General features: G+C 59.3%; 10 protein-coding genes and 3 pseudogenes. 3 read left to right on the top strand and 10 right to left on the bottom strand.

The genetic code is table 11. The features are described 5' to 3' along the window. Window positions 1-56: 56 nt before the first annotated feature. A pseudogene (tnpC, locus tag P73_RS23885) lies at window positions 57-1666 on the top strand (IS66 family transposase); the annotation flags it as partial. Window positions 1667-1704: 38 nt separating this feature from the next. On the opposite strand, the pseudogene P73_RS25840 reads toward tnpC, so the two are convergent. From P73_RS25840 to P73_RS23875, 3 genes and pseudogenes are all read right to left on the bottom strand, one after another. Continuing rightward, a pseudogene (locus P73_RS25840) lies at window positions 1705-1851 on the bottom strand (IS6 family transposase); the annotation flags it as partial. A gap of 9 nt (window positions 1852-1860) precedes the next feature. Continuing rightward, a complete protein-coding gene (locus tag P73_RS23880; protein WP_052453659.1) occupies window positions 1861-3102 on the bottom strand; it encodes an NAD(P)/FAD-dependent oxidoreductase in 1242 nt (413 codons plus the stop codon). 2 nt (window positions 3103-3104) lie between these two features. After that, window positions 3105-4328 (bottom strand): FAD-dependent monooxygenase, encoded by a 1224-nt coding sequence (locus P73_RS23875; protein ID WP_043872341.1) that lies wholly within the window; start codon window positions 4326-4328, stop codon window positions 3105-3107. A gap of 292 nt (window positions 4329-4620) precedes the next feature. Here P73_RS23875 and P73_RS24660 point away from each other — a divergent pair, with 292 nt between their 5' ends. After that, window positions 4621-5547 (top strand): LysR family transcriptional regulator, encoded by a 927-nt coding sequence (locus P73_RS24660; protein ID WP_052453658.1) that lies wholly within the window; start codon window positions 4621-4623, stop codon window positions 5545-5547. Window positions 5548-5632: 85 nt separating this feature from the next. On the opposite strand, the gene P73_RS23865 is transcribed toward P73_RS24660, so the two are convergent. The 4 genes and pseudogenes from P73_RS23865 to P73_RS23845 all read right to left on the bottom strand — a co-directional run bounded on the left by P73_RS23865 (window position 5633) and on the right by P73_RS23845 (window position 9708). Next, window positions 5633-7252, bottom strand: a complete 1620-nt coding sequence (locus tag P73_RS23865) for an ISL3 family transposase (protein WP_074743530.1) — start codon at window positions 7250-7252, stop codon at window positions 5633-5635. 83 nt (window positions 7253-7335) lie between these two features. Further along, a pseudogene (locus P73_RS26615) lies at window positions 7336-7903 on the bottom strand (transposase); the annotation flags it as partial. Between the two features lie 162 nt (window positions 7904-8065). After that, complete coding sequence (locus P73_RS23850; RefSeq protein WP_052453657.1) at window positions 8066-8998, bottom strand: alpha/beta fold hydrolase; 933 nt, start codon at window positions 8996-8998, stop codon at window positions 8066-8068. After that, entirely contained in the window at window positions 8998-9708 is a 711-nt protein-coding gene (locus P73_RS23845) for an alpha/beta fold hydrolase (RefSeq protein ID WP_043872339.1), read from the bottom strand. The genes P73_RS23850 and P73_RS23845 overlap by 1 nt, the downstream gene beginning before the upstream one ends. A 71-nt stretch (window positions 9709-9779) precedes the next feature. Between P73_RS23845 and P73_RS23840 the strand changes: the two genes are divergently transcribed. Further along, on the top strand, window positions 9780-10331 hold the full coding sequence (locus P73_RS23840) for a MarR family winged helix-turn-helix transcriptional regulator (protein WP_074743516.1): 552 nt from the start codon (window positions 9780-9782) through the stop codon (window positions 10329-10331). Window positions 10332-10584: 253 nt separating this feature from the next. On the opposite strand, the gene P73_RS23835 is transcribed toward P73_RS23840, so the two are convergent. Genes P73_RS23835 through P73_RS23825 form a run of 3 tightly spaced genes read right to left on the bottom strand, consistent with a single transcriptional unit; the run spans window position 10585 to window position 13890 of the window. Beyond that, window positions 10585-11376, bottom strand: a complete 792-nt coding sequence (locus tag P73_RS23835; protein WP_008335465.1) for a TniQ family protein — start codon at window positions 11374-11376, stop codon at window positions 10585-10587. After that, window positions 11373-12296 carry a TniB family NTP-binding protein gene (locus tag P73_RS23830; protein WP_235872058.1) on the bottom strand — a complete coding sequence of 308 codons (924 nt, stop codon included), beginning with the start codon at window positions 12294-12296 and terminating at the stop codon, window positions 11373-11375. The genes P73_RS23835 and P73_RS23830 overlap by 4 nt, the downstream gene beginning before the upstream one ends. After that, window positions 12256-13890, bottom strand: a complete 1635-nt coding sequence (locus tag P73_RS23825) for a Mu transposase C-terminal domain-containing protein (RefSeq protein ID WP_024099411.1) — start codon at window positions 13888-13890, stop codon at window positions 12256-12258. Before P73_RS23825 ends, P73_RS23830 begins: the two co-directional genes overlap by 41 nt. Window positions 13891-13938 lie beyond the last annotated feature (48 nt).

Below are 13938 nucleotides of genomic sequence, written 5' to 3'. Positions count from 1 at the left end.
GCCGCTAAGCCCTTATTTTGTTGGGTGTATGCGTGCCCGCGTGGTAAGCTCTGGTCATGCCAGATACCGCCTGCGAGATCGCCAGACTGCGCGCCGCGCTTGCCGCTTCGGAGGCCCGCGCCGAGGCTGCCGAGAGCGAGCTGGCGAAGACCCGGGCGGTGGTCTCGACCTCGGAAGCGATGATCAAGCATCTGAAGCTGGAGATCGCCAAACTCAGGCGCGAGCACTATGGCCACAGCTCGGAACGCCGAGCCCGGCTGATCGACCAGATGGAGCTGCAGCTCGAAGAGCTCGAGGCGGCCGCCACCGAAGACGAGATTGAAGCGCTGAACGTGGCGAAGACCTCGGCCGTCGCCGGCTTCGAACGCCGCCGCCCGACGCGCAAGCCTTTCCCTGACCATCTACCGCGCGAGCGCATGGTCATCGAAGCGCCCACCACCTGCTCCTGCTGCGGGTCTGACCGCATCGTGAAGAGGGGCGAAGACATCACCGAGACGCTCGAGGTCATCCCCCGGCAGTGGAAGGTCATCCAGACCGTCCGCGAGAAGTTCACCTGCAGGATCTGCGAGAAGATCAGTCAGTCCCCCGCCCCATTCCATCCGACGCCGCGGGGATGGGCTGGGCCGAACCTGCTGGCGATGGTTCTGTTCGAGAAGTTCGGGCAGCACCAACCGCTCAACCGCCAAGCCGAGCGCTACGCCAAGGAGGGCGTCGATCTCAGCCTCTCGACGCTGGCTGATCAGGTCGGGGCCTGTGCTGCCGCGCTTGAGCCGATCCATGGCCTGATCCGGACCCATGTTCTGGCGGCCGAGCGCCTGCACGGCGACGACACCACGGTCCCCCTCTTGGAGAAGGGAGGGACGCAGACAGCGCGGCTCTGGACCTATGTCAGAGATAACCGACCCTTTGCTGGCGGGGCGCCGCCAGCCGCGCTGTTCTACTTCTCGCGCGACAGGGAAATGGCCCATCCGAACCGGCATCTTGCAGGGTGGCAGGGCGTTCTCCAGGCCGACGCCTATGGCGGCTACAACGACCTCTACCGTGGTGGGCGTGAACCGGGTCCCGTGCTGAGCGCTCTCTGCTGGAGCCATGCTCGACGGAAGTTCTTCGAGCTTGCGGACATCAAGGAGAATGCCCGCCAGAAGAAGCCCGCGCACGACATATCGCCTGTCGCGCTGGAAGCCTTGAAGAAGATCGATGCCATCTTTGACATCGAGCGCCAGATCAACGGCCTGGACGTCGCCAGCCGGCTCGAGGCCCGGCACCGGCTGGTCCGCCCACTGGTCGAGGGCCTGCACGACTGGATGCAGACCGAGCAGGGCACCATGTCGAAGCACAACCCCGTCGCCAAGGCGATCGCCTACATGTTCAAGAGGACCGTTGGGACGCCTTCACGCTCTTCCTGAACGACGGGCGGATCTGCCTGACCAACAATGCAGCCGAGCGCGCACTTCGCGGGATTGCACTGGGAAGAAGGTCCTGGCTCTTCGCGGGCTCCGAGCGCGGCGGCGACAGAGCAGCCTTCATGTACTCCTTGATCGTCACGGCAAAGATGAACGACATCGACCCGCAAGCATGGCTTGCTGACGTCCTCGCCCGGCTCCCCGGCACAACGGCATCACGCGTGCCGGACCTTCTGCCCTGGAATTGGCAGCCACAGAGCGCCGGCGCGCGGCATGACCACGGTCTATGCCGGATGCTTACGCTGACGGTTACACCGCGTTCGGCAAGAAGATCCTCGACGTCCGCAGTGCTGAGCGCGAAGCGATGATAGGCCCACACCGCGTAGGCCACGACTTCACGAGGAAAACGATAGCCTTTCAGGCGCGGCATCTCAGCTGGTATCATCATGCCAAAACGCTAGACGCCCCCAGGGGCTTCAGCAAGTTGGCAATGCCCCTTCAGCAGGCGGCGCAGATCGTACCCAACTGCCTTGAGGTCGAGCCTGTCGATCGGCGCAGGGCCCGACAGCAATTTCCGGGCCGCTATGTGATCTCCGGGCGCGTTGATCGTTTCAACGGCAACAAGCCTGCCCCCGACAAAACAGGACACCACCCTGCCCCCGCCGTCGCGTTCAAGCACCTCAGTACTGTCCGTCCCGGTGGAAAGCCCCGCGATCTGGAGTTTTAGATCCCCCTGATCGCTCCAAAACCACGGCAGAGCGACATAGGATTGTGGGCGCCCACATAGGCGTCGTGCGATGGCGCGCCCCTGGTCGTTCGCGGCCTGCACCGATTCCAGCCGGGTCCGTGCACCCCGGGTCGGTTCGGGGAAGCAGCAGCAATCGCCAAGCGCCGAGATGTCAGGATCGGAGGTCAGGAATTGCCCGTCAACGTCTATCCCGTTCGACACGCTCAGGCCCGCATCCGATGCCAGTTCGGTATTGGGTTTCACCCCTGCCGCGACGAGTACCAGATCGGCTCGGAGCGTCGTGCCTTCGGACAACCCAAGCCCCGTCGCGTGATCCGGCCCCAGAACCGCAGAGGCGCGGCTGTCGCACAGGATGCGCGTGCCGTTGCCTTCGTGGCTGGCTGCCACAAGATCCGAGGTTTCCTGCGTGACCGCACGCGCCATAATCCGGGGCATTGCTTCGACGATCGTCACTGCGATCCCGCGCTTCGTGGCCATCGCAGCGAATTCCAGCCCGATAAAGCCACCGCCAATCACCGCCACGTTGTGCGCGGCGTCAAGCCGTTCGCGGATGTCGGTTGCATCGCGCAGGCTGCGCAGGGACACAACGCCCTCAGAATCAAGATTTTCGATCGGCGGCGGGGCGTTGCGTGCCCCGGTGGCCAAAACGAGGTGATCGTAAGCGAACTGGCGGCCATCCACGGCCTGCACATGGCGCCCGGCCCGGTCAATCGACGCGACACGCACGTTCCGCACTAGCTTGATGTTGGATTTCAGGTAGAAACCTTCGGGCTTGATTGCGATGCGCGCCGTGTCGCCGTCAGCGATGAACCCCTTGGACAGCGGGGGGCGCATATAGGGCAGATCGGGTTCATCTCCGAGAATCGTGATGCTCCCGTCAAACCCCTCTTGCCGCAGGGAATGCGCCACGTTCACCCCAGCCTGCCCGGCCCCAACGATGAGAACCTTCATGATCAGATCTGACTCCGGGCAGGTGCACGACCATGCGGCTCTTCCGAACGCAGCGGCACGGAAAGCGCATCGTAGTTGTAAAGCCATTTTGCCCGATCTGCAGCCGGCTGCTTGTCTGCAAAGGCGTCGCGGAACGCCTGGTGCGTTTGGTGCTGATAAAGCTGCGCGTGTTCGGTGCTTTCCCGTACAATGCGGGCGGTGCGGTCGATGCGCGCCTGTTCATACAGCTTCAGGGCTTCGGCAATATCGCGGTCTTCGTCAAGGGCGCGCACCAGAACGGCGCCGTCCTCGATTGCCATCACGGCCCCTTGCGCCATGTAGGGAATGGTCGGGTGGCAGGAATCGCCCAGCAGGGTGACGCGGCTGGTGCTCCAGAACGGGAGACGCGGGCGAATATTCAGCGCCCAGCAATAGCAAGCATCCCGGTCCATCGCATCCAGCATGGTTTGCACCTGGGGATGGAAGCCTTCGTAGTCGGCCTTGAGGTCTTCCCACGGTGCCTTGATCGCCCAACCCACCTCGGTCCAGTCGGGTTTGCTCACGCAGCCGACGAAGTTGAGGTATTTGCCGCCATGCACCCAGTAGACCACCATATGACGGTGCGGTCCCATCCAGTTGACAAAGACTGGCGGCATGAAGTCCTTGGGAAGTTTTTCGACGGGGATCAGGCCCCGCCATGCCACCTGGCCAGTAAACTGCGGTTGCTGCGGCCCGTGCATCTGCTGGCGGACCGCTGACTTGATCCCGTCGGCCCCGATCAGCATGTCGCCTTCGACGGTCGCCCCGTCTTCCAGCTTTAGGAGCAACCGGCCGGCTTGTTCGTCATACCCCGTGACACCTGCGTTCAGGTGGATGCAGCCGGGTTTGAGCGCCTCGACCCGTTCTCTGAGCATGTCCAGGATGTCGGGGCGATAGACATGATAATAGGGCATCCCGAACTTTTCTTCGTGATCGCCCCCAAGCGGGATTTCGCTGACGATTTCGCCGGTATCGTGAAGGCGGAACTCGATCCGTTGCGGACGCACCGAAACCTCGTCCAATGCCCGTTTCAGACCCAGATGGTACAGAATGCGGGTGGCGTTGGCGCTGATCTGGATACCCGCACCGACTTCAGTCAGTTCGGGGGCCTGTTCATATACATCGACGTCATGCCCGGCCTGCAATAGCCCGGCCGCGGCTGCCAATCCGCCGATTCCCCCACCGGCAATCAGAATCTTCTTTTTCATGGGTGTCCTCATTTTCATATCGTTGGGATCAGCCTGACATTTCGCACCGAAGCATGCGGCTGACGCGCATCACCTGTTCGGCGAACGTCCGATTTCCATAGAACGCCGCTCCAATCATATCTGCGCATCGGTGTTTCTTGGCTCTGCCATCGCTACACCACCACAATAGCCTGCGAGGGCGTGAGATTTCCAAGAGAATAGACTTCAGTCAGGGTATCGAAAAACTTATCGCTGCTTGAACTACCTAAAGCTTTCTCTCAAAATGCCCCGACGCATTCACTAGGAGGAAGACATGGATCTTCGCCAACTCAAGTATTTCTTAAAAGTGGTCGAGTTTTCCAGTTTCCGCGCGGCGGCGGAATCGCTGAACATCTCTCAGCCTGCCCTTGGGGCGCAGGTCAGAAAGCTGGAAGAAGAGCTCGAGGTTCAGCTGCTTACCCGGCATTCTCGTGGGGCCGAGGCCACCGATGCGGGGCGGCGGCTTGAAGAACATGCCCGCGCGCTACTTGAGCGCTCAGAATTGGCGCTCCGGGATGTGCGGCGGTTCTCTGGGACGCCCGGTGGCATCGTTAAGATCGGCGTCACGCCCTCGATTGGGCGCGCCCTGGCGCCGGAGTTACTTGAGTTCTGCGCGGATCGGCACCCCGATATCGAAGTCAACCTTACGCAGGGTTTCAGCCACGAGCTTGATCGAGCACTGCTGAGTTCGCGTCTGGATATGTCGTTTTCAACGAGTGAAATCAATGACGAAAAGTACGAATCCTTGCCTCTTCTGTTGCAAAAAACCTATTTGGTCGGAACGCCTGACGCCCTCTCGGGGCTGGAAACGCCTCTGCCGCTTCATGCGCTGCAAGACCTGCCCCTTGCAATGGATGCGCGGGACGAGCAGCGGACGCATTTCCTTCAGGATCTGGCGGTGCGCCAGGGGGTCCGCCTGCGCAACGTCCGCTCGCCGATCCACTCTATGAGCATTCGGCGCGAGACCGTATTGTCCGGGAGTTGCAGCACAATTGTGCCCTACGCGTTGTTCGCGCAAGAAATTTCGCAGGGGCTGTTCAGGGCCCTTGAGATCGACGAGCCCAGCCTCCACAAGGTACTGAACCTCAATACACGTACTGTCGAGACTATGATGCCGGCGGAAAATGTCATTCGACAGCTTGTTGTTGAACTTGTCGACAAGCACATTGCCCAGGGCGACTATGGCTGGACCATACCCTGAGCAGCCCCCCGCCGCCCCTGTAGGCTGGCGAGGTGTGACGGCCGATATTTTATGATAACTTTTTCCTAACTCTAACGGTTCTGCCTCAATCTGTGTGGCGCAGTGGCAGCATTCGGGCTCTGAGGAGTTCTGGTCCGGCGCGACCGTACATGGCGCGCTTGAGGGTCTTCAGGCGATTGACTTGGCCCTCAGCCTGACCGTTGCTCCACGGAAGTTCGATGGCATTGCGCACGGCCTCGATGTCGCGGTGCAGCGTGCGGGCAAAGCGCATGATTGGTGGGATGCCAGTCTCAATGGCCAGGTCGATCCATGCGTCCAGCGGGGCGGACTGGTCGCCGCGCAAAATGCCCTGAAACCGCATGGCAAGGCTCCGCATCGTGGCAAAGCTTGGCGATCCGGCCTTCAATGCATCTACCTTTTGGGCCTGGTCTGCGGTCAATTTGCGTCGCGGCTTGATACAGAGCGCCGCTGCGACAACCGGCGAAATGGCGTGACCGGTTTGCGGGTCCCGCACAGGCGCCAGGGGCAGCGGCGTGTCGGTCGGGCCTGCTAGAACGGTTTGTTCATCCCTTCGCCATCCGGCCAGCAGACGTTGCAAATGAGACAAGCTGCCCTCATAGCCATGGCGTTGAATTTCGACCAATAATTCCTGGCCGGACCGGATACCCTGTTTCCAGAGATCGGCCAGTATGCTCTCAAAATACCACGGCGACGTGGGCTTCAATGCAGCTCGGCGGCGGTCTGGTGGCGAGTCGGAGCTCAACCACTTCGCCACACTACGACGCGGGAAGCCGGTCCGACGTCCAATTTCGCTACAAGACAGCCCTTGATCACGAAGCGCATGGATGTTTCGGAAAATTTCCTCACGTGATTTCCGATGAGCAAGACGCGATCGCAGTAGATGATTGGCCGTGCTGATGTTTTCGGCATCTGACAATAGCGCCCGCCCGGTGGCGCGGCCATGCATATTCATCTGCTCTTCAATGGCCTGGCGCAGGTTCTGGACGAGATGGAAACGGTCTGCGACCTGCAGGGCTTGCGGTGCACCCTGACGTGCGGCCTTCGCATATCCGCCACAACGATCCCGACTGATGACTTCAATCTCAGGGTGCTGCCGCAGCCAGCTCGCACAGCTTTCAACGCTCCGATCCGGAAGAATATCAATTACGGTCTGCCGCTCGAGATCGACGATGATGGTTCCGTAAGTCTGCGACTTGCGCCAGCTCCAATCGTCGATGCCAATGACCGTTGGCGGCGGGGCGACGCTTTCCGCACACTTCTTGAGGTGTCGCAGCACCGTGTCATTGCTGACACCGACGCCTAAACGGCGCAAGAGCCGCTCGGCAGGCCGTCCACCCGTGGCGTGCCCCAGATGAACTACAATCTCATCAGCACGCGAAGTTCGACGTGCAAATGGACGCGCAATTGACGAGGTGTAGTCCGAAAAAGTCCGCCGCGGGCACGTGGAAGCGCGACATCGCCACCTGCAGACCCAGAGTGCGATTGTTACCTTGTCGCCAAGTGCAGGTAAATCCTGTAGCCGCCTTTGCCGCCACCCGTGACGACGCCGAGAATGCAAACCACAATCTGGGCAGATGCCTCTCGGTGCCAAAACACCGGATACAAGCCACCCGCCGGAATCACGTCGCTTAACGCCTTGAACCGAAACGTCGCTCCCGGGCGACCAGTGCTTTTTTGAAATCACGACTATCCCTCCCGAATGTTCCAAGCTCAGGATAGTTGCGCCACACAAATTGAGGCAGAACCCAATTAAGGGCTACGCGACATCTGCTTTTTGGGGTCCTTCAGCCCTTCGCGTCGCCAGATGCGCTCGACCCGCTTGTGGTTCACCAGCCAGCCCGCGTTGTTCAGCAGACCCGTCACCATCCGATATTCATAGCGCCCGTACTAATCGGCCAGCTCGATGATGTCGCCTGTCAAACGTGTCTCATCAACACAGCCCAGCGGAATTTTACACTGCGTGAATCGGTGCTGGGCCAAAGTACGGCAGGCGCGGCGCTCAGACACGCCCAGTTCCTGCCGAACTTGGTCAATGCACTTGCGGCGACGCGAAGGTTAAGAAGTTTCCCCTGGCTGCCTCGGTTGGAATGAGCTCGTCCAAGCTCAGATTAGACACCGCCCGTCTCAGCCTCTGGTTCTCTTTCTCAATCTCTCTCAGCCGAGCAAGTTGTGACCGCTGCATCCCGCCATAAAGTTTACGCCATCGATAAAACGTTTGCTGCGTCACGCCGATCTGACGCACCGCCTCGACAAGTGTCACACCTTGTCCCTGCAGCACTTCAACCTGTCGAAGCTTAGATACAATATCTTTCGGCTTCTCTCGTTTTGCAGCCATCGCTGATCCTCCAATCTATGGGACAAAGCTATCCCAGTTGGTGGACCACTTTCAGGGGGCTGCTCCAGAGTCACAGGTTCAATCCCTGTCATACCCGCCATTTTCTCAACTGGACGAGCGCTGAGCAGAGCCCGTATCCTGTGTTTGCGTTGGGCTGATTCTCTACGACTCGTTGATAAGAACTAGGATAAGATCAAGGATCTGATCGCTGTTGCGTTCGAGCATCATCATGTGTCCGTTTCCGGTGATGTCATGGTCGGGTAAGTATACAAAGCGGCTGATCATCCCCTGTTCCGTCAGGAAATCGCCGATAGCGGAGTCCGTAGCGGGGGGATGATCGGGGTCGCTGTCGCCGGTGACAATCAGAACCTGGGTCCCGGCCAGTGCATTTGGGGTCAACATTCGCAATTGCTGACCTTCGAAATTGACACGCTCCAGAAAAAGTTGTCGAGGGACTGCCTGCAGTCCGGCAAGGTAGCTGTCAGTGTGTTGACGGGGAAACTGCGTGCTTGAGCCTATGAGTTTGGCGCGGGCTGCCTCATGGCTGAGCACAACCGGCCCGTTCGGATGTACATCGAGTGGAACGCCGGCAAATTCCATGGTCAATCGATCCGGGCCTTGAGACATCAGTTTGGCGACTGGCTGGATGTTGCCAGGCGGGCCAGGCGCGATCGCGACCAAACGGCTGAGCCGGCCGGCCAGCAATTCGGCAATCCGCCAGCCAATGGCGCCGCCCATAGAATGGGTCCAGAGGATGATTTCGCCCTTGAGAGTTTTTACCGCCGCAGCTATCTGGTCGGCAACGAGCTGTCCCGTCAACTTTTCGGGCGGGACATAACCGCTGCGGCCGCACCCCGGCCAATCGACGCATATGACGCGATCACCGGTGCGAGCGAGCCGTAAAGCCCAACCTTCCCGGTTATCCGGCGTCCGCATCCAGCAGGCGCCAGTGTGCATGCCGCCGTGTACCATGACGTGGGTTCTTGCGAAATCGGTGTCAGCCGGGGCAATGATGTCGGCGTAAACGCAATCCAGCCCAAGGGGGCCGGATGTTTTGGACAGGCATGCGTCCTCAATCAATGCATTGGGACGCATCAGAGGACGCTGTCGATGGTGTCGGCCAATTCGCGTGGGCGTGTCATCATCGCCTGATGGCTGCCGGGACTTTCGGCGGTTTTGGGATTTTCCAGGCGGGACGCCATGTTGCGATAGACCTCAGCAGGCATGGCCATATCTTCTTTGAGGAAGATGTAGGCAGATGGGTGTTTCTTCGCCCAGAAGCTGTTGAGGCGGATCGGTTGATCGAGCCATCCCATCGGGGAGGGTATCAACCGCTGCGCAAGCCGGTCCAAGCTTTCCGCATTGGCGTCCTGCATGAAAGCTCTGCCCAACAACTCCCGGGTCATGGGGACCGTGTCGTCAGGAGATGCGCTGGCCATCGCGGTCAGACCTCCCACGAGTTCTGCGGGCAGTACATCATTTATGCATTCGCCATCGTGCAGGACCCAGGCGTCCACAAAGGTAATGTTTTTTACTGCATCCGGCATAGCGTCAGCCACCAATTGCGCCAGCGGGCCGCCGCCGCTATGTCCGACTATTGCGAACTCTGTCCAGCCTTGGTCCTTGATCCTGGCAATGAGGTCGTCGGCAATTTTGGAAATTGTCACCCCGGCCCTGTCGTCGTCCTTTTCGTGGCCCAACAATGTGGGGTGGAAGGTCTCATGGCCCTTCTCTTCAAGCGCTGCGGCGACGTCGTCCCACGCCCAGCCGCCCTGCCAGCCTCCATGCACCAATATGATTTTCATGATTACCTCCCATGGCGTTAAGATGTTATTCAGTGTATATATGATAGGATGAATTCGTTCCATATGCAACTATGAAATCCGATGAAAGCAAAAATGAGAAGGATGTGGGTTTACAGGACCGCGATGCGATCCTGAACGGTACTGAAATACCGTTCGCCTACAAAGCCTCCTATATTCTCAACTTCTATCGAGAGCCCTTATTCAGGGTTATTGAAAATGAGCTTGGCCTGAAGCGATCCGAGGCGATCTTGCTGCTTTTTTTGTCGTTTCGCGATGGCGTGGCGGCCCAGGAAATGTGCGATCTGACCGGTCATTCCAAGACCAATGTAAGCCGTGCAGTTAACGCGCTGAACAAAAATGGCATGATTACACGAGATGTCGATCCGGGTGATAATCGCCGTCAATTGCTCTACCTGACCGATCTGGGACGGCGTGCGTATAGTGCATTCATTCCCGAACTCATGGCCAGGGAGGCGTCCATGCTGGCGCCCCTTTCAAAGGCGGAGCGGCGGCAATATATGTCGCTACTGACGAAGATCGCTGGCGGCGTTCCAGGTTGGACTGGCAAGAGCGACGATCTGGATGCGAGCGCACGGCGCATGCGCCGTAAATTCGTCGATTAACCCCAAGCGTCAAAGGGGCACTTCTTATTGCATGTGCAGTGGGCGGCTATTTCCTTTGGAAACCTAGGACCTCACCCGTCAGCGATAAAAAAGCCGACATTCCAATCGGCGGTGACCAGTCAAGTGGGCAGAAAATTGCTGAAGAGTGGAACCGCAAGAGCATGCTCACCTAAAATCAGAGGCCATTTCGAATGACCGCTGTCGCGTTGCCCTTAAATCTGAGACACGACGCGTTCGGGGATATTTTTTGCCCTTAATTATGAGATTCCACTGCCATCGCGCCTATGCTTTTCGCGCGCTGCCGGGCGATGTAAACAACCGCGGCAAGCAGACGTGGCTCCTTATCGAAGGCGCGCAATAGAGCAACCCTTGCATAGTCGTCGATGCCGGAGCTTGAGATGGCCGCTTTGACCAGTGGACGGGATTGGGCTGCATCAATTGCAGCAAGGCCAAACAGCCTTACTTCCAGCCTGTGGCCCTGAAGAGCGTATAACGGATCTCCGCGGAAGGCCTTTAATGATATGGCAAAGGTGACCGCGCGCATTGCGCGCCGAAATTGCTTGGAGCTGCGTAATCGCGCGGCGTATTCAAGCCGCGCGGCGCCGTTGCGCGCACGATTTATCAGCTTTTCGGGCATCTGTTCGCCACTGGCCTTGCCGAGCGTCGGCACAAGTCTCGTCCCACAAACCTGGCAGTCGAATGCCCAGGCTCGCCTCCAATGCTTGAGCGAAAGGCCCTCTCTGGAACATTGCAGGCAATGCTGGAATGGTATCTGGGCCGTCAGCGAGGCTTCTCGTGTCGTCATTGCTGGGAAGGTCAAAGATCGCACAACATCTGGGTCAATCCGTGCGGCGTTGGCAATCTTCGCCGCCGCAGCCGCGTCGACGTTGAAGTTCAAGGCGGTGCCATGCGCGGTATCGATTCTGAGATGAGCCAGTAGTTCCGCATCATCACAGTAGTTGGCCGCCGCCAGCCTAGACAACCAACCTGACAACAACTCGTCGGGCAGCGGCGCGACAGTCTTGGGCAGCGGGTGCGGCTTCACACCCCGGACTTCTCGAGCCGCCGATGGGGGTTCGCATGGCGCGACCAAACCGGCGTCCATTTTGCGATTGCGTCATCGGTGATGCATTCATCACCTGTGACAATGGCGTCGATGGAAAGATCCTTGATCAGGGCGAAGATGCGCGAGGTCACCCCGCCGGTCAGCGCAAGTATCTGCTTTAGTGACTTGACCTTCAGATTGGATTTCTTCTCGAGGGGCATTGCCGCGATGAGTGTCTGGATCATGTCCGAGAACTCGGCGTCGTCGCGCCAGTTTGGAAGGTGATGTTCGTCCAGCCGCCTGGCAAGCTGGATATCACCACGGATGGCATCGACGGCCTCGCTGACCCCCAGGCAGACCAGCGACACTTCGAGTTCATTGCTGAGATACCGCAGAACATTGAGAAAGCGGCGCTGTTCGCGGTGGGTCCCGGCCAAGAGGTTGTGGACTTCGTCGATCATGATCATCCGCAGGCCAAGGTCGCGCAAGAGCGCGACGACACGGACTTCGAGGGAGGCCACATTTTGAGCGCGCGCGCTCAGTGCCGTGGCCGGTGCCCCGACGGTCGCCAGGATGTGCAGATAGAACCGTCGTTCGTCGGGAGCTGGTGGTGCTTGTAACAGTAACAGCGGCGTTCGCGTAATTCCCGATGCTGGGTCATATTCCGGTGCATATCTGCGCGAAAGATTGCGGGCGATCATCGTCTTTCCGATCCCGGACGCGCCATGCACAAGAAGGCCAGGCATACGGGTTTGCCTTGGCGCTTCGATCATACACTGCAAACGGTCCAGAACTTGTTCGGCCCGCGGAAAGCCAATCCAGATATCCGATTGAATGAGGGTGATCCGACCGTCTTCCTCTGTTTTTCCTGCCCTCAATTCACCATCTCTCCACCTTGAACAATGGGCGCGATGTATCACCCGTATCGATCGCGCGCAGCCCTTCGGTTGTCGAGACGGCCGAGTTGGCGCCCTCCAATGTCCCTTTTCTTTCACGGGATCGGCGTTCGGCCCTCGTCAGGCTCCGGCTTTCAGACTCGATTTGGCGTTGCTGTCGGATCAGCTCAGCCAGGACCAGCTCATTGGACCCGGACTTGCCAAGGGCACGGGCATTCCTCATGGCTTCGCGATATTCCCAGAGCGACACAGGCGGAATTTCCAGGTTTCGGTACCGAGCTTCGACGTATCGGTCATTATCCAGTTCGACCCAGATCACCGAGAGGTCGCGAGGGTCGTAGCGGACGACCACCTTTCCATCCCCGCGCCCGATGTGGCCTGCAAGCGCATCGGACCAGTACCGTATCTGGAACAGATGGATGCCGTCACGCCTGACCTTGCGCAGTTCACTTGGCAGAAAGCTCACCCGAAAGGCTTCAATCTCGAAGGGGATATCGCCCATCATTTGCTCTGAGAGCGCCTCCCATTTGGCAACGGGCGTGCAGCCAAGACTTGAATGAATGCTGTTGTTGTAGCGGCAGATTTCCAGAGCAAACCAGCGATCGAAGTCGCTTAAGGTCATCGTGGCCATGCCCTCGGCGTCATAGTCGCCCTTGGCCACGACCGAGGATTGCGTTGTTCCAGGCAACAGGTGCACGGCCCCCATCATCGTGCCGATCAATCGTTCGATGTGCCCTCCGAAATGAGGACTGCCTGGCGGCCGATAGACCAGATCGATCCCCCATTCCGCACATGCCGACCGAAAGGCATGCGACCGGAAATCGCGCCCGTTATCGACGTGGATGCTATGCGGTTTACCCTGCGCGGGCCAAGGAACATTGCGCACCAATTCCGCCAGAAGTTCCGCCTTGGGGGCCACAGCCTGTGTCAGGCAAAGCGCCACCGACAGACGCGAAGGTGCCTCGAGAGAGGTGTAATATCCGGTCACCATCCGCGTTGCGACGTCGATCGCCAGCGTGACCCAAGGCCGCCCAATTGGTTTGCGTTCAAAACTGTCGACGAGAATGATGTCCGCAGGCGTATGGTCGATTTGCACGACCTCCAGTGGCCGGTTTGCCTTGTTGTCGCCTACGACCGGCGCAAATTTCTGGCGGGCCGCCTTTGCGCCTTCGCGTGCCTTGGCAATTTCACGGGCATCCATTGCATCCAGCCTGCGCTGAACCGTCCGACGTGTCGGCGGTTGCAAGCCCTGCTGCCAGCACGCGCTTCGGATTTCTGTCACGATGCGCGACAGGCTTGGGCGTTCCCGCCGTAAGAAATAACGGCGAAGATGTTCTTCGATCACCGCTTCCACCTTGCCGGATATCAAGGTTGTACCAGTCGGGCGGCCCCGTTTCCGAGAAGCCAGCGCGCTGGTGCGCCCACCCTCTTCGGCCAGACGCTTTATCCAGCGCCAGACAGTCGCCCTGCTGACACCAAGCTCCCAAACGGCGTCATTGATGCCACTTTCCAGACTGCCAGTTCCTTTGAGATATGCCTGAACAAGCGGACGCAGAACGGCCGCCCTGCGCGCCTCCTCAGCACCAGCGGCAACGAAGTCTTCGCGATCATCATCCATCAATATTTGCCACACGAAGCTGCGAACCCTGTCTCAGGTTTAAGGGCA

Source organism: Celeribacter indicus (assembly GCF_000819565.1).
Taxonomy (GTDB): Bacteria; Pseudomonadota; Alphaproteobacteria; order Rhodobacterales; family Rhodobacteraceae; genus Celeribacter; species Celeribacter indicus.
The sequence above is the reverse complement of the archived record's forward strand: the minus strand, read 5'-3'. Positions and strand labels throughout refer to the sequence as shown.